This window comes from Dietzia sp. CQ4, from assembly GCF_014145125.1.
GTDB classification, from domain to species: domain Bacteria; phylum Actinomycetota; class Actinomycetes; order Mycobacteriales; family Mycobacteriaceae; genus Dietzia; species Dietzia natronolimnaea.
The window spans coordinates 1-15,517 of record NZ_JAALDZ010000090.1; the positions used below are offsets into that span (position 1 = coordinate 1).

Genomic DNA, 15,517 nt, shown 5'->3' on the forward strand with positions numbered 1-15,517 from the left:
CGCCCTGTCCCGGTGCTCGCAGTACAACCACCATCCACCGGGCAGGATGAGCGCCAACCCGAACACGGTCATCGCCACGACCGCTGCGGCGCCGTCCGCGAGGGAGGCCCCACCCAGCACGACCAGCGCGCCCACCCCCACACCCGCCCAGGCCAGCACCGGCTTCCAGACCGGGGGCCTGAGGTAGGTCGGTTCGGTCAGGGTCGGATGCGCCGTGGACGGCAGGACGATCGGCATGGGCGGCGGTCTTTCCGGGAGGCGAGGGGGTCCTCAGAGGGACGGTGACGGCCGGGTCCGGTGCGCCACCCGGCCGTCGAGTGATGTGAACAGTACTCCGGCACGGGCCCTCGCCAAAGGTTTTCTCATAATTCGCCCGTGCGTCTCAGACCAGGGCCACCCTGTGGTTCCACGACCGCGCCGTACGCCACAGGCAGAACACCACCACCACCGCGGACGCGGCCAGGAAGCCCACGGGCATGACGTCGTCGCTCGCGGCCGCGCCGGCGGCCAACTCGCCGATGATGTCGAAACGCACGAACTCCAGCGAGCCCCCGGTGCCCATCGAGATGCCGAACGGGAGAGCGACCATCGCCAGCAGCGAGAGCAGCTGTGTCGCCACGTAGACCAGGACGAACACCACGACCGGCCCGCCGGCGCCCAGCGAGGCCAGCCGTCGCTCGTGCCCGACCGAGACCGAGAAGTAGTAGTAGACGGGCCAGATCAGGAACGACGAGAGCGCCACGAGCACTCCGGCCGCGATCATCCAGGCCGGTGCGGCCGTGGTCACCGTGGTCCACGCGTCGGACAGGACGGAGGACGACGGCGGGGTGAGCCCCGACTGGCGGGCCGCCGCCCACCACGCGAGCAGTGCCAGCACGGCGGTGAGGATCAGCGCGGCCAGAGAGGCGGCCATCGCCCACACCAGCTTGGCCCAGAAGATGACCGACCCGCGGACCGGGATGGCGTGGGTGAAGTACCCGGTCCTGCCGTAGCCGGTGCGCCAGTAATCGGCGGCCAGGGTCAACTGGACGGCCGGGACGGCCACGACCGCGGCCAGCATGCCCAGCGCCAGGCCGAGCTGGGACAGCAGCGGCCACCCGGCGGCCCCGAGCAGGCCGCCCAGGACGCCGACGAGAGCGGTCACTCCGAGAGTCGTACCGAGGGCCCCTCGTGTGCGCAGCCACTCGTGCGTGAGCAGTGTCGTCGTCATCGGTAGGTCTCCTTGAAGATCTGGTCGAGGCTGGCGGCGTGCTGGCCGCGGAGGTCGTCGGCGTCGCCCTGGAGCAGGACACGGCCGTGGCGCATCATCACCGCGGCGTCGAGGATGGGCTCGAGGTCGTGCACCAGGTGCGTGGAGATGAGCAACAAGGATTCCTCGGACAGGTTGCGGACGATGCCGTCGAGGATGAGCTGACGCGCGGCCGGGTCGACGCCCGAGATGGGCTCGTCCAGCAGGAACACCCGCGCGTCGCGGGACATGGCCAGGGCGATCTGCACCTTCTCGCGCATTCCCTTGGACATCTCCTTGAGGCGCGCGGACTCGCTCAGGCCGAAGAATCCGATGAGGTCGCGGGCCTTCTCGGTCTGGAAGTCGGCGAAGAAGTCGGCGTAGAGCCGCAGGCAGTAACTCACGCGGGCGGAGTCGGGCAGGAAGCTGGTGTCGGGCAGGAAGGAGACGATCGCCTTGGCCTCGGGGCCCGGGGCGTGGCCGTCGATCCGCACCGTGCCGGTGTAACCCGAGAGCACGCCGGCGAGGATCTTGAGGAGCGTGGTTTTGCCGCAGCCGTTCTCGCCGAGCAGTCCCACGATCTGACCGGGAGCGAGCCGGAGGTCGAGGGCGTCCAGTGCGGTGGTGGAGCCGTAGCTCATGCTGAGGCCCGTGGCCTCGACGAGTGTAGTGGCCCGGCTGGCGGTCGTGCTCACGTCAGACGCCTCCGTCGTGTGCATGGGCAGTGGTGTGGTCATGGTCGTCCCATCTCCTGTCGAGTAGTGCTCGCGCCTTGTCGTGGGTCATCCGCAGACCGCGGACCCGCCGGATGAACTCGTCGGCCGCCCCGGCGGCGAGGTCGGCGCGGACCTCGTCGATCCGGGCGTCATCGGAGGTCACGAACCTCCCGGTGGCCCGCTCGGACCGGCACAACTCGAGCCGCTCCAGCTCGGCCAGCGCGCGCTGCGCGGTATTGGGGTTGACGCCCAGATCGGCCGCCAACTCCCGGACCCCGGGCATCTTCGCGCCCGTCGGCCACTCCCCCGTCACGATGCGCCGCGAGAACTCCTCGACGAGCTGCACCCAGATCGGGGATGAGTTGTCGAACTGCATCGCCGCCCCCGTTTGTGTTGCTGTATTAGGTGCTTAATACAGTGACACCAAGGCACGGAGAAGTCAAAGTGGGGGGCGGAGCGGCGGGGCGAGGATGAGGAGGCGCGGCGGGGCGAGCGCGAGGAGGCGCGGCGCGGCGTGACAGCAAAGCAGCCGGCCGCCGCGTTGTGGATACCCCATGGGGTATGTATTCTCGGGTACGAGGCGCGGACGGCCCACACACCGCCCGCGGTCCTCTCGCCGATCCCGAAACCAGAGGAGTACGACAATGTGCCGACCCGCCACCTGCAAGACCTGTGGAAAGACGACGTGGGCCGGATGCGGCATGCACGTGGACCAGGTGATGTCCGGCGTGCCCAAGGCCCAGCGATGCCCCGGACACGCCACAGCACCCAAGGAGGGGTTCCTCGCGAAGATGTTCGGCAGGTAGCCGACCGCCGCGCCCGGATCAGTGCGCCCGGGTCACCGCGCCAGGGTCAGTGCGTGAGAGCGACCTTGACCCCGACGATGGTCGCTGCCACAACCGTGAGTGCCGCTGCACTGATGAGCCAACTCCGACTGGGCCTCTCGCCGTTGAGCCGGCCGATCACAAAGACGATGCCGCCGATCCGCACCAGGACGGTGAGCTCCGCCAGCAGGAGTGCGGTGCGGTGCTCGAGCACACCGACCCAGCCGACCGCGAGGATCAGGGACGGCAGCAGAGCCGAGCTCAGGATCGGCACCGAGTTCCGCAACTCTGCGACCTTCTCGGCCCGGGTCATGGCCTCGCCCTCCCGTACGGTGTGGCCGACCGCCTCGGCGAACGCGTGCGCGATGAAGGTCGACACCGCCGTGCCCACCACGATCGCGACGCCGACGTACTTCTCCGCCTGCACGAGCGGGACGAGCGCCGCGAGCACCAGGATGTTGCCGTAGATGTAGGCACTGATCCGGCTCGCCGCGTCGTCCCTATCCAGCGGCGCGCCCCGGGAGAGCCATGAGTTGCGCGGCAGGGAACGACCGTCCGTGTTCATGGCGACAAGCGTGACAGACCTCGGGAGTCCGGGGCACCGAGTTCACCGTCCTGCCCCGGGCCGTCGGGGGCGCGGAATACTGTGAACACGCCTGCGATTCGGCGGCCGTGGGGAGGCGACGGGTGAACTCATCAGTGGACGTGGTGGTCGTCGGCGCCGGCATCGCCGGATTGGTCGCCGCTCGCGAGTTGACCCGCACGGGCCACGAGGTGCAGGTGTTCGAAGCCCGGGACCGCGTCGGGGGCCGTCTCCTCAACGCGACTCTGCCCGGCGGTGCTCCGATCGAGGTCGGGGGTCAGTGGGTCGGCCCCACCCAACACCGCATTCTCGCGCTGATCGGCGAGTTGGGACTGCAGACCTTCCCCACCCACGTCGCGGGTCGCCACATCGCCGAGGTGGGCGGGGCCAGGTCGGACTACTCCGGCCGGATCCCCCGCCTCGATCCCGTCACCCTCGCCGACATCGCGCAGACACAGTGGCGTCTCGACCGCATGGCCGCCCGCATCCCGCTCGCGGACCCGTGGCGCGCGCCCGGCGCCGAGCGCCTGGACTCGCAGACGTTCGACACCTGGCTCAGACGCACCGCCCGCACCCCGCGGGGCCGCGCGTTCTTCCGTCTCCTCACCGAGGCCGTGTTCTCGACCGGACCCGAGGACCTGTCCGCGCTGTGGGCGGGGTTCTACATCGGGGCCGCCGGCGGACTCGACGCGCTGATCGATACCGAGGGTGGTGCTCAGCAGGACCGCGTGGTGGGCGGAGCGCAGAGGATCGCGATCGAGATGGCGCGGGAGCTCGGCGACCGCGTGATGCTGGACAGCCCGGTCACCGCGGTCGACTGGGACGCCGCGGGAGCCCGCGTCCGCACCGGCGACCACGTGGTCAGCGCGCGGCACGTGGTGATCGCGGTGCCACCGCCGCTGGCGTCGAGGATCCGCTACTCCCCCGGTCTGCCCGGCGACCGCGACCAGCTGATCCAGCGGATGCCCATGGGACGGGTGATCAAGATCAACGTCGTCTACCCCGAGCCGTTCTGGCGTGCCGACGGCTGGAGCGGTCAGGCGAACAGCGACACCCGACCGCTGGGCACCGTCTTCGACAACACTCCCCACGCCAGCACGTCGGACGGCGCCGTGCCCGGCGTCCTCGTCGGATTCCTCGAGGGCCGCCACACGGACCGGGCCTCGCGCATGACCGCCGCCGACCGACGCGCGCAGGTACTGGAGGACCTCGCCGGATACTTCGGCCCCCGGGCCCTCGGTCCCGTCGACTACATCGAGCGCGACTGGGCCGAGGAGGAGTACAGCCGCGGCTGCTACGGCGCGTTCGCCGCGCCCGGGACCCTGACCCGCTTCGGCCCCCACCTCCGCCGTCCCGTCGGCCCGATCCACTGGGCCGGCACGGAGACCGCCACCCGCTGGGCCGGATACATGGACGGGGCGGTCGAGTCGGGTCGGCGGGTGGCCGGGGAGATCGTGTGCAGCCGCTGATCCGCGCCGCCAGTCTTCGCGGTTTCGGTCCGCTGGTCAGCGAACTCGGCGGAGACCCCGATCGCCTTCTCGAGCGGTATGACATCGCGCGCGAGGTGCTCGATGACGACGACGGGCTGGTGTCGATCACCGCGCACGACCGGATGCTCGACGCGGCCGCCGCGGAACTGGGCTGCGCCGATTTCGGGCTGCGGCTGGCCGATCGCCAGGACGTCTCCATCCTCGGTCCGGTCGCCCGGGCGGTCCGCTCCAGCTCCACCGCCACCGAGGCGCTCGAGTGCGCGGCGCGGTTCCTGTTCGTCCACAGCCCCGCCCTGACGATCGGCGTCGACGACGACCCGTGGGGCAGGCGCGGCGTGATCGCGCTGACCTACCGCAAGCGGCTCTCCGAATCGCCGTACTCCCCGCAGGCCATCGAGCTGGGCCTGGGCCTGTTCCACCGGATGGCCGTTCAGCTGCTCGGGCGCAGTCCGGGTCTCCGGTCGGTCGAGCTGCCCCACGGTCCGCTGTCGCCCGTGGCCCGCTACCTGGAGTTCTTCGGCGCCGACATCAAGTTCGACCGACCCGTGGCCGCGCTGTGCGTCGAACGCCGGATCCTGGACGCCTCGTTCGACACCGCGGACGAGGAGATCCGCCTGGCCGCCCTCGAGCACCTGGCGGGGTCGTACTCCGACCCCACCCGGTCGATGTCCGGACGGGTCCGCCGGGCGGTGGCCGAGAGCCTGCCCGGGCCGGTCCCGTCCCTCGCCGAGGTGGCGGCCTCGCTGTCGATCCACCCCCGGACCCTGCAACGCCACCTCGTCGTCGAGGACACCACCTACGGTCAGGTCGTCGACGACCTGCGACGAGACCGGTCGCACCGCTTCATCACGACCACCGACCTGTCGTTCACCCAGATCGCCGACCTGGTCGGCTTCTCCGAACAGTCCACGCTCAGCCACGCCGTGCGTCGGTGGTTCGGCCTCTCCCCCGGCGGACTCCGGCGCCGGGCAAGACTGTCGCGCTGAGACAAGTTTTCTTCCCGCGGGAACCGGATCCTGAACGTAGCCACCAGAACCACGGCACCCGGAGAACCACGGCACCCGGAGAACCACGGCGCCCGTAGCAGTAGGCGCCCGTAGGAGTACAGGAGCGATGATGCTGCGCGAACACCAGTTGAGTGACCAGGAACTGCAGGAACCGTCGTCCGAGCAGATGCTCGAGCAGATCGGCGCGCGGTCGATCCCCGAGTTCGACGGCGTCCACGACGTGTGGCCCCGCGGCGAGCGCCTCCGGGCCGTGCGCGCGGCGGCCGCCGAGTACAAGAAGCGCTTCGTGCAGCAGGGGCAGGTGCGGGCCGTGCAGTCCGTGGACGTGGCCGCGGCGCCGTACCCGGTCAAGTACGCCTTCAACAACGCGGTCTCGGTCCCCAGCCTGCCCCTGATCACCATGATCAACCGGATGATCGTGGTGCAGTACGACGACTGGAACGGCCGTCCCCGCACCCTGGTGTTCGAGCCGACCGTCCCCGCCGGGTCCGCCGAGGCGCCCTTCTACGACAACCTGCAGACGCTCATCGACAAGGTCCCCGGCGGCGGCGTGGCCGTCAAGCTGCTCCTCAAGTACTTCAACGAGCCGGGTCAGGCGCTCGCCAAGGTCGGGCTCACGCCGCAGGACGTGGACTTCTGCACGTTCGACCACCTCCACGTGCAGGACCCCCGCATGATCCTCGGTTCGACCGAGGTGATCCCCGGGGACAGCGCGCCCCGCGCGCCGCTGTTCGGCGACGCCAAACTGCTGGTCCACCGGCGCGAGCTGGCCACCCTCGAGGACCTGCACCCCATGCAGTGGGCCTGGTACGTCGCCGGCGGGCTCGGAGGGGTCGACCGGTCCAAGTTCGCGGTGTTCGACGGGGACATCGAGCTCGGCCCCGGTATCGCCCTGATGTGGACCCCCGGCCACACCGACGGCAACCACTCGCTGGTCATCAACACCCCGGACGGCGTCTGGGTCTCCTCGGAGAACGGCATCTCCCTGGACAACTGGCAGCCGGAGCTCTCCCGGATCCCGGGGGTGCGGCGCTACCACGAGAAGTTCGGCCGGGAGATCTGCCCCAACGCCAACACCCTGGAGGACTCGCTGGACCAGTACGACTCCATGATCAAGGAGAAGACCATGGCGGACCGGTGTCCCGGCGACCCGCGCTGGTTGCAGATCCTGCCCTCCACCGAACTGGTCCCGTGGAAGCGTTTCTGGCCCGTCGTGCCCACCTACTGCCACGGCGGCCTCTCCTACGGTCGGATCCGGTCCGGACTGAGAAGCGAGAAGTGACGACGACGACGAGGTCGCGCAGTGCCCTCGTGACCGGGGCCGGACGCGGGCTGGGCAGGGACATCGCCCAGATGCTCGCCGACCGCGGATACCGGGTGATGGTCACGGACATCGACGCCGGGACCGCCGCCGCGGCCGCCGCCGAGATCGGAGGGGACGCCACCTGGGCGGCCGTCGACGTCCGCGATCACTCGCAGGTCGAGGCGGCCCGGGACGCGCTGCTCGCGCAGGGCGGGCGCCTCGAGGTGTGGGTCAACAACGCCGGCGTCCTGCTCACCGGGCCGGCGTGGGAGCAGACCGAGGACCAGCGGCGACTGCTCATGGAGGTCAACGCCCTCGGCGCGATCAACGGGACCGTCGCCGCGATCGACGCGATGCGCGGCCACGACCCTGGTGGCAGCGGCGGACACATCATCACCATCGCCTCGCTGGCCGGGATCTCCGCCGTGCCGGGTGAGGCCGTGTACGCCGCCTCCAAGCACGCCGTGATGGGGTTCAGCACCAGCACCGCCATCGATCTCCGGCTCGCGGGAGTGGACGACATCGCGATCTCCTGCATCTGCCCCGACGGGATCTGGACGCCGATGATCCACGACAAACTGACCGACCCCCAGGCGGCGCTGTCGTTCTCCGGATCCCTCCTCCAGTCCGGCGACGTGGTGCGCGCGGTGGGCAGGGTGCTGGACTCCCCTCGCCTGGTCACGGCCGTGCCGACGTGGCGAGGGGCGCTCGCCCGCCTGGGTGCGACCTTCCCGCGACTGGCCGTGGCGGGCCTGCCCCTCATGGCCGCACAGGGGCGCCGGACGCAACGCCGGCTGCTCGCGACACAGGAGTCCGCACGACGATGACCGCACACGTGAACGGGGCCGTCACCACCAGCGATGCGGTCACCACCAGCGACGCCGTCGTGACCCACCGCGACCCCAGCCCGCAGTCGCGCGCCCTGTACTGGGCCGCCCGCGCGACCCTGCGGCAGGTCTACCGGGTCTGGCCGCTGACCGACGCCGGGATCCGGGGGCTCGCCGCCGTGGAGCGCGGGTTCACCCGGCTCCCGCACCCGGTCGGCGTGCACGTGGACACCACCACGTTGGGCGGCGTTCCGGCGGTGACCAGCACCCCTGAGGCCATCCACCCCGAGGCCATCCACTCCGAGGCCGCCGGCCCGGACGCGATGACGGACGTGGCCGTGCTCTACCTCCACGGAGGCGCCTTTGTCTTCTGCGGCCCGAGCACCCACAGCCGGTTGTGCGGCAGCCTGGCGACGGGCCTCGGCGCTCCCGTGCACTCGGTCAGGTACCGGAAACTGCCGGAGGTCGACATCGCTGCCGTGGTGGACGACGTCTACCGCGCCTATCGCGCGCTGTCCGCCCGGCTGCCGGCAGGGCATCGGATCGTGGTGGCCGGAGACTCCGCCGGCGGCTTCCTGGCGGCCAAGCTCTGCGAGTTGGCGGCCCGCGACGGCGTCAGGCCGCCCGCAGCCCTGGTCGGGTACTCGCCGCTGTTCGACCTCGACTGCGAGCTACGCGACGGCTCGTGGTTCACCCGGGACGCCTACCAGCCGGCCAGCACCCTCCGGCGCGCGCAGCGGTTCTGGTCCAGTCGTCCCTACGAGCTGCCCGGCAGCCGGTCGATGGTCGACTGCGACCCCGCCGTGTTCCCACCGACACTGATCACCCTGGCCGCGGGCGAGCTGGTGGAGACCGCCGCACTCGCACTGACCGAGCGGCTCCACGCCGCCGGCCGGACCGTCGAGACGCACCGCTGGCACACGGCCGTGCACGCCTTCCCGGTGCTCGACGCCCTGACCCCGGAGAGCCGGCGGGCCGGGGAGATCACGGTCGAGTTCCTGCGGAGGGTGCTCGGAGGGTAGCCGCGACTCGCCGTGTCACCCCACCGTCGCGACGCCCCACGCCGAGTGGATCGCGCCGTGGATGTAGCCGACCTCGCCGGCGTCTCCGATCACCTCGACCTCCACGCCGGCCTGGCGCAGCTGGTCGGCCAGGGGCGCGGAGGCGGTGGTGCCGTCGGCGTAGATCACCATGTCGGCCGGGGCCGAGGCCGCGGCGCCCTTGCGGTCGGTCCACTGCACGTCGGACTCGGTGATCCGGGTGACCGTGACGCGGCGGTGGATCGCCACGTCATGGTCGCGCGCGTGGCGGACGGCGGTCCACCGGCGCGGCATGGCCAGGGGAAGCCCGAGCTGCTGGCCGTCATGCAGCAGGGTCACGCGCCGACCGCGCTCGGCCAGGAACTCGGCCAACTCCAGGCCGACCAGCGAACCGCCGATCACCACGACGTCCTTGCCCATCGGCAGCGCGATCCTGGTCAGCCGGCGGATGAGCGAAGGGCTCTTGGTGATGCCCGACAGGCGGCCGAGCCTGCCGATCACCCGCAGTGCCAGCCCGGCCTCGTCGGCGGTGGCCGTGCCCAGCATGGTGGCGCGCAGTGAGTCGCCGGTGTGCACGTGAGGCAGGTCCCCACCAGGGATCTGCGGCGCCGGCCGCACGGCCCCGGTGGCCACCACCACCCAGTCGGGCTGCAGGGCGCGGAGGGAGTCCGGCGTGGCCTCGGTGTTCAGGCGGACGTCGATGCCCAGGCGGTCGATCTCGGCGGCGAACCAGCGGATGAGGGGCTCGTTGTCCGGGGTGGTCAGGCTGGAGAACCACATCGTGCCGCCGAGTCGGTCGGACTTGTCCACCACGGTCACGCGATGACCACGTTCGGTCAACACGCGGGCGGCCTCCAGTCCGGCCGGACCCGCGCCCACCACCACGACGTGGGTGCGGGCCGGCGCGGGCGTGAGCGGAAGCAGCGTCTCGTTGCCCAACGCCGGGTTGACCGCACAGAAGGGGGTGTCGTCGAAGAAGTTCTCGGCCACGCAGAGGTAGCAGTTGATGCACGGGCGCACCAGCTCGGGCGTGCCGGCGGCCAGTTTGTTGGGCAGGTCCGGATCGGCGAGCAACTGCCGTCCCATGGCGGCGAAGTCCACCTTGTCGTCGTCGATCGCCTTTTCCGCGACCTCCGGCAGCATGCGGCCCACGGCGATCACCGGCACCGACACCGCCTGCTTGATGGCGGCCGCGTTGTCCAGGTACGCGCCGACGGTGTCCGGCAGGGGGCCGTCGGTGAAGTTGTCGAAGGGGTTGCGGCCCCAGCCGGTCACGTGGATGGCGTCGGCGCCCGCGCGCTCGAACATGCGTGACGCCTCTATCGCCTCCTCGAGCGTCAACCCGCCGTCCTGGCCGTACTCCTCGCCGGCCACCCGCACCAGCACCGCGAGCGTGTCCCCCACCCGCTCCTTGACCGCGGCGATGACCTCGCACGCGAGTCGCGCCCGGTTGGTGAGCGACCCGCCGTAGGCGTCGGTGCGCTGATTGTCTCGTCGGTTGAGGAACACCCCGAGGATGTAGCCGTGCGCCACGTGGATCTCGATCGCGTCCGCTCCGGCCCGGGCGACACGGTCGGCGGCATCTGCCCAGGTGGAGATGAGCCAGGCGATGTCGGGGTGGTCCATCTCCCGGTAGACCGTCTTCTTGCCACCGGTGGCCGCGCCCATCCTGCCGAGCTCGTCGGGGGTGCTGTCGGCCAGCGCGGAGTAGTCGTAGTCGTAGTCGGGCGCACTGGGCGCGATCACCGGGCGGTCGTTCGCGATGTCCACCCGCGCGACCTTGCCGTGGTGGGTGGACTGGACGCACAGCTTCGACCCCGCGGCGTGGACGGCGTCCGCCAGGGCCGTGAGCCCGGGGATGAACTTGTCGTCCGAGAGCCCCGGCTCCTTCATCGATGCGGCGCCGTGCGGGAAGGCGACCGCGCACGCGCCGGTGATGATCAGCCCGGCACCGCCGGCGGCGCGGGCGACGTAGTGGTCGATCTCCCGCTGTTCGATCTCACCGTCCTCCGAGACGTTCATGTCCATGGCCGGCAGGACGATGCGGTTGGCCGTGGACATGGGGCCGATACGCCCGGGCGACAGGAGACGAGGGAAGGAGGTGAGGGTGGTCACCCTGAGGAGAATACGCGGGGGTTGACGGGTGTCAAGAACAGGTTCTAGTTATCGCCGGGCGGGGCGACGCGCCCGTGAGGCGGTGTGTCAGGAGCCCATGCCGAACCGGGCGGCGAGGTACGGCAGCAGGCCCATGCACTCGGGCGTCAGGGCCAGACAGGACGCCTCACCCGGCCCGGGGCCGAAGAGATAGCGCAGCGGATTCTCGATCGAGCCAGAGGGAAACACGATGTCGCTCCTTACCGATTCGGGTGCGGTGCCTTACTTGGGGATCGAACCCTACCGGGTACCCGTTACGCTGCGGCGGCCTTCACGCTGGCACGGGACGCGAGTTGCTACGGTGAGCGCACTCCACCGTCGGAAGAGCGCCTCATGATCCGTCGCATCCTCGCCCAGTGCACTGTCAGCGATATCGCCCGCGCCGAGCAGTGGTACTCCCTGTTGTTCGATCGCGCCCCCGACCTGCGGCCCATGCCCGGACTCATCGAATGGCACCCGGGCGACACCTTCGGACTACAGGTGTGGTCCGAGCCCGAGCGCGCAGGCCACTCGACCGTCGTCCTCGACGAGACCGACCTCGACGCCGCCGCGGCCCGGCTGACCGCTAGCGGCATCGCCCACGATGGCCCGGTCCCGGGTGGCGGCGCACGGATCCTCCTGCTGAGCGATCCGGACGGGAACCGGGTCGTCATCACCGGGCAGTGACCCTTGGGCGCGCCGGGAACCTGGTTCCTGGTGGCGGGCTAGGCTGACCGCTCGCTGACCTGCGATGCCCTGGACCGCCCGTACAGGGCACCCCAGGTCAGCGGCGTCACGCCCGCCGCGCCCCGGCCCACCCCGGCCCGCGCACCAGGTAGCCGACCCGGTCCTTCCAGGTCTCGGATCGGAACACGTCTCGGGCGATCGCGATCCACTCGTGCGAGGCGATCCGCGCCGGGTTGAACGTGTCGATGTTGGTGGTCAGCCCATAGACGACCTTCTGCCCCTCGGGCTCGAAGGTGCCGAAAAGGCGGTCCCACAGGATGAGGATGCTGCCGTGATTCCGGTCCAGGTACTCGCGGTTGCTGCCGTGGTGCACGCGGTGGTGGGCGGGCGAGTTGAAGACCCGCTCGAACGGCCCGATCGACCGGATCACCTCGGTGTGAACCCAGAACTGGTAGATCAGGTTGATCGCGCGGGCGTCCTGCACCAGGGCCGGCCGCACCCCCAACAGCGAGAGCAGCCCGTACGGCACGTAGATCGTCAACGCCTCGGCGACCGGCTGGCGCAGGGCGGTGGAGAGGTTGTAGCGCTCGCTGGAGTGGTGCACCACGTGCATGGCCCACAGCCAGCGGCTCTCGTGATCGAAGCGGTGGTTCCAGTAGTAGATGAAGTCCCACCCCAGGATCGCCACCGCGTAGGCGAGCGGCCCCGTGCCCAGATCCAACGGGGAGAATCGGAAGAGCTTCTTGCCGGCCGTCTCGGCACTCCACAACGTCGAGACCGTCACCACCGCCGAGGCGAGCGACGTCACCGCCGACCCTCCGGTGATGCGTCGCAGCGCGGGCGGCACCTGGGCGGTCCCGGGGACGGGATCCGGGTCGGAGGTGAGGACCTCGTCGTCGTTCCCCATCGCCCGGCCTGACAGGGACGTTTGGCTTGACAGGGGTGCTCGACTCGAAAGGGATGACGACACCCTCGACGGCAACGCGCCCGCCCTGAGCAGACCGGTGGTCCGGGTGCGCCGCACCACGTCTCCCACCGTCGCTGCGGCCGCCGCCGCGAGGGACAGGCCCATCAGCGCCTTGGCGTACCGGCCGGTGCGCGGGGTGACGGGGGCGAGCAGCGTGTCCGCCACGTACGGAGCCACCAGACTGCCCACGCCCATCGACAGGCTGGCCATGGTGTCGGCGAACTCGTAGTCGCCGGCCCGCTCCCCTTCCGCCGGATTGCGGGACTGCCATGCGTACTCGGCCGCCATCGCCGCGATGAAACCGGGGATGGCCAGGACCGTCAGATCAACCTTCACGCTCTGAGGATATGACGTGGGTCACTGTGGCGCGAGGGCGGGAGCCTCGGGTCGGGCCGACGTTCCCTGTTCCCCTTTCAAGATATAGCTGGTGGGGGGTCTTGCCGCAAGACCCCGGTGGGGGCGCACACTAGCGCGATGCCACCCCTGCCGACCAGCATTTTCGCTCTCCCCGACCACCTTCGGAGCAAGGCCGATCCGGCCCTGATCGCCGCCGACGAACAGCAGTTCTCGGCGATCGCGGACTGCCTCGCGCAGCGGGTCGCCGACCTGTCGGCCCGCCTGGCCGCCCGTCGCCGCGACCCGGCCGGTACCGGCGCCCAGACCATCGACCGCGACGCGGACATCCGCCGCCTCGTCGCCGAGCTCACCACCCTGCGGCGCTTCGGGTTGGACCTGTGCATCGGGCACGTCGCCTTCACCGGGGACGCCGATCCGGTCTACGTGGGCCGCATCGGGCTGATCGACCCGACCGGCACCCCCCTGCTGGTGGACTGGCGCTCGCCGGCCGCCGAGCCGTTCTTCGCCGCGACGCTCGCCCGGCCGATGGGCGTGGCGTACCGGCGGAGGTACAGGTGGTCGGGCGGGCGCATCGTCGACTACTGGGATGAGGTTCTTGACGACGACGACGAGGTGGGCACCCGCACCGCCCCGGACGACCAATCCGCGTTCGTCGCGAGCCTCGGCCGGGTGAGGACCGGCCGGATGCACGACGTGCTGGCCACCATCCAGGCCGACCAGGACGCGATAATCCGCGCCGACTCCTCGGACGCACTCGTGGTGGACGGCGGCCCGGGGACGGGCAAGACGGTCGTCGCGCTGCACCGGGCGGCCTACCTGCTACACGCGGAGTCTCGGCTCGGCCGGCACCGCGGAAACCTGCTGCTGGTGGGCCCACACCGGCCCTATCTGGACTACGTCGCGGACGTCCTGCCGGCCCTGGGTGAACACGGTGTCCAGACGGCCACCCTCGCCGACCTGGTCCCCGGCCTCGAGGGTGGAGCTGCCGGGCCGGACGGCGTGCCCGAGGAGCCCGACCCCGAGGTCGCCCGTCTCAAGTCCGGGATGCCGATGGTCCGGGCGATCGAGGCGGCCGTGCGGTTCTACGAGCAGCCCCCCGAGCGGTCGATGCCGGTGCAGACCGAGTGGGTCGACCTGACGCTGACCCCGGGCGACTGGGCCGAGGCGTTCGCCTCCCCCGAGGACGGCACGCCCCACAACGAGGCCCGGCACCAGATCCTGGAGACCCTGGTGGAGATCCTGCTGGAGAAGGCCGGCGCCGGTGTGCCCGACGCCGCGCTCCGCGCCGAGCTGCTGGCGAACGCGGACCTGCGCCGCGAGCTCCGCCGCGCGTGGCCGATGATCGACGCGGCCGACCTCGTGGGTGATCTGTGGACCGTTCCGGCGTACCTGCGTCTGTGCGCGCCCTGGCTCACGGTCGAGCAGATCCGGCTGCTCGGTCGGGGCGAGCCCGCTGCCTGGACGCGAGCGGATCTGCCCCTGCTCGACGCGGCACGACATCGGTTGGGAGACGCCCACCGGGACAGGGCCACCAGGCGTCGGCACGCCGAGCGCGCGGCCGAACTGGAGCGGCGTCGTTCGGTGATCGACGAGGTGATCGCGGCCAGCGACGACCCCGAGGGGGTGGCACCCATGCTGCGACACCGTGACCTGCAGGAGGCCCTGCTCGACCCGGCCTCCGGCGAGGACGCGACGACCACCGACTCCGCCCGCCTGGGTGGGCCGTTCGCGCACGTCATCGTGGACGAGGCGCAGGAGCTCTCGGATGCCGAGTGGCAGATGATCCTGCGCCGGTGCCCGTCGGGGAGCCTCACGGTGGTGGGCGACCGCGCCCAGGCGAGGCGGGACTTCGACGAGTCCTGGCCCGAGCGGCTGGAGCGGGCCGGCCTGTCCCCCGGCCGGATCAGCACGGTCCACCTGTCCATCAACTACCGCACGCCGTCGGAGGTGATGGAGGCCGCCGCCCCGGTGATCAGGGCGGTGCGGCCCGACGCGAACGTGCCGGTGTCGGTCCGCAGCAGCGGGGAACCGGTCGCGTACGGCCGCATCGACGATCTGTGGGGCGTGGTCGACGCGTGGCTCGAGGCCAACCCGCAGGGCGTGGCCTGCGTGATCGGGGAGACCGACCTTCCGCCGGGCGAGATCCCGGTGAGCGACCGCGTGCGATCACTGACCGCGGCCACCGCCAAGGGGCTGGAGTTCGACCTGGTGGTGCTGGTCGCTCCGGACGCCCCCGGCGGGGGCGTGACCGGCTCTGGCGTGGTCGGCGCGGTCGACCGCTACGTCGCGATGACCCGGGCGACGCGGTCGCTCACGGTGCTCACGCGATAGCGGACCCGACGCCGCCGAGGACGC

Annotated in this window: 15 protein-coding genes and 1 pseudogene; 8 read left to right on the top strand and 8 right to left on the bottom strand. The window is 71.1% G+C overall.

Translation table 11 applies throughout. The annotated features are described in order from the left end of the window. From G6031_RS06005 to G6031_RS06020, 4 genes and pseudogenes are all read right to left on the bottom strand, one after another. Positions 1-237: pseudogene (locus tag G6031_RS06005) on the bottom strand (hypothetical protein); the annotation flags it as partial. Between the two features lie 145 nt (positions 238-382). Continuing rightward, positions 383-1,210 carry a hypothetical protein gene (locus G6031_RS06010; RefSeq protein WP_182652752.1) on the bottom strand — a complete coding sequence of 276 codons (828 nt, stop codon included), beginning with the start codon at positions 1,208-1,210 and terminating at the stop codon, positions 383-385. Further along, positions 1,207-1,965: an ABC transporter ATP-binding protein gene (locus G6031_RS06015; protein WP_241737219.1), complete on the bottom strand. Its 759-nt coding sequence runs from the start codon at positions 1,963-1,965 to the stop codon at positions 1,207-1,209. The genes G6031_RS06010 and G6031_RS06015 overlap by 4 nt, the downstream gene beginning before the upstream one ends. Beyond that, positions 1,925-2,320, bottom strand: a complete 396-nt coding sequence (locus G6031_RS06020; protein ID WP_182645725.1) for a GntR family transcriptional regulator — start codon at positions 2,318-2,320, stop codon at positions 1,925-1,927. Before G6031_RS06020 ends, G6031_RS06015 begins: the two co-directional genes overlap by 41 nt. A 268-nt stretch (positions 2,321-2,588) precedes the next feature. Here G6031_RS06020 and G6031_RS06025 point away from each other — a divergent pair, with 268 nt between their 5' ends. Beyond that, positions 2,589-2,750, top strand: coding sequence for a hypothetical protein (locus tag G6031_RS06025; protein ID WP_182645726.1), 162 nt, complete (start codon positions 2,589-2,591; stop codon positions 2,748-2,750). Between the two features lie 46 nt (positions 2,751-2,796). Here G6031_RS06025 and G6031_RS06030 read toward each other — a convergent pair whose 3' ends face one another. Then, positions 2,797-3,333 (bottom strand): hypothetical protein, encoded by a 537-nt coding sequence (locus tag G6031_RS06030; protein ID WP_182652753.1) that lies wholly within the window; start codon positions 3,331-3,333, stop codon positions 2,797-2,799. A gap of 122 nt (positions 3,334-3,455) precedes the next feature. Here G6031_RS06030 and G6031_RS06035 point away from each other — a divergent pair, with 122 nt between their 5' ends. The 5 genes from G6031_RS06035 (at position 3,456) to G6031_RS06055 (ending at position 9,000) form a co-directional block, all read left to right on the top strand. Then, the gene (locus G6031_RS06035; protein ID WP_182652754.1) at positions 3,456-4,820 is read left to right on the top strand and encodes an FAD-dependent oxidoreductase; all 1,365 of its coding nucleotides are present in this window, start codon (positions 3,456-3,458) and stop codon (positions 4,818-4,820) included. After that, positions 4,808-5,827: an AraC family transcriptional regulator gene (locus G6031_RS06040; protein ID WP_182652755.1), complete on the top strand. Its 1,020-nt coding sequence runs from the start codon at positions 4,808-4,810 to the stop codon at positions 5,825-5,827. The genes G6031_RS06035 and G6031_RS06040 overlap by 13 nt, the downstream gene beginning before the upstream one ends. Positions 5,828-5,954: 127 nt before the next feature. Further along, complete coding sequence (locus tag G6031_RS06045) at positions 5,955-7,130, top strand: hypothetical protein (protein ID WP_241737220.1); 1,176 nt, start codon at positions 5,955-5,957, stop codon at positions 7,128-7,130. After that, complete coding sequence (locus G6031_RS06050) at positions 7,127-7,978, top strand: SDR family NAD(P)-dependent oxidoreductase (protein ID WP_182652756.1); 852 nt, start codon at positions 7,127-7,129, stop codon at positions 7,976-7,978. The genes G6031_RS06045 and G6031_RS06050 overlap by 4 nt, the downstream gene beginning before the upstream one ends. Next, positions 7,975-9,000: an alpha/beta hydrolase gene (locus G6031_RS06055; protein WP_182652757.1), complete on the top strand. Its 1,026-nt coding sequence runs from the start codon at positions 7,975-7,977 to the stop codon at positions 8,998-9,000. The genes G6031_RS06050 and G6031_RS06055 overlap by 4 nt, the downstream gene beginning before the upstream one ends. Positions 9,001-9,015: 15 nt before the next feature. Here the strand turns inward: G6031_RS06055 and G6031_RS06060 are convergent, their stop codons facing one another. Then, positions 9,016-11,133 (bottom strand): NAD(P)/FAD-dependent oxidoreductase, encoded by a 2,118-nt coding sequence (locus tag G6031_RS06060; protein WP_347238449.1) that lies wholly within the window; start codon positions 11,131-11,133, stop codon positions 9,016-9,018. Between the two features lie 87 nt (positions 11,134-11,220). Next, positions 11,221-11,361, bottom strand: coding sequence for a hypothetical protein (locus G6031_RS06065; RefSeq protein ID WP_179525730.1), 141 nt, complete (start codon positions 11,359-11,361; stop codon positions 11,221-11,223). A 144-nt stretch (positions 11,362-11,505) separates the two neighbouring features. On the opposite strand from G6031_RS06065, the gene G6031_RS06070 reads away from it, so the two are divergent. Beyond that, positions 11,506-11,838 carry a VOC family protein gene (locus G6031_RS06070; RefSeq protein WP_182640595.1) on the top strand — a complete coding sequence of 111 codons (333 nt, stop codon included), beginning with the start codon at positions 11,506-11,508 and terminating at the stop codon, positions 11,836-11,838. 106 nt (positions 11,839-11,944) lie between these two features. Here the strand turns inward: G6031_RS06070 and G6031_RS06075 are convergent, their stop codons facing one another. Next, the gene (locus G6031_RS06075) at positions 11,945-13,141 is read right to left on the bottom strand and encodes a sterol desaturase family protein (RefSeq protein ID WP_182652758.1); all 1,197 of its coding nucleotides are present in this window, start codon (positions 13,139-13,141) and stop codon (positions 11,945-11,947) included. 138 nt (positions 13,142-13,279) lie between these two features. Between G6031_RS06075 and helR the strand changes: the two genes are divergently transcribed. Next, entirely contained in the window at positions 13,280-15,493 is a 2,214-nt protein-coding gene (gene helR / locus G6031_RS06080) for an RNA polymerase recycling motor ATPase HelR (protein WP_182652759.1), read from the top strand. Positions 15,494-15,517 lie beyond the last annotated feature (24 nt).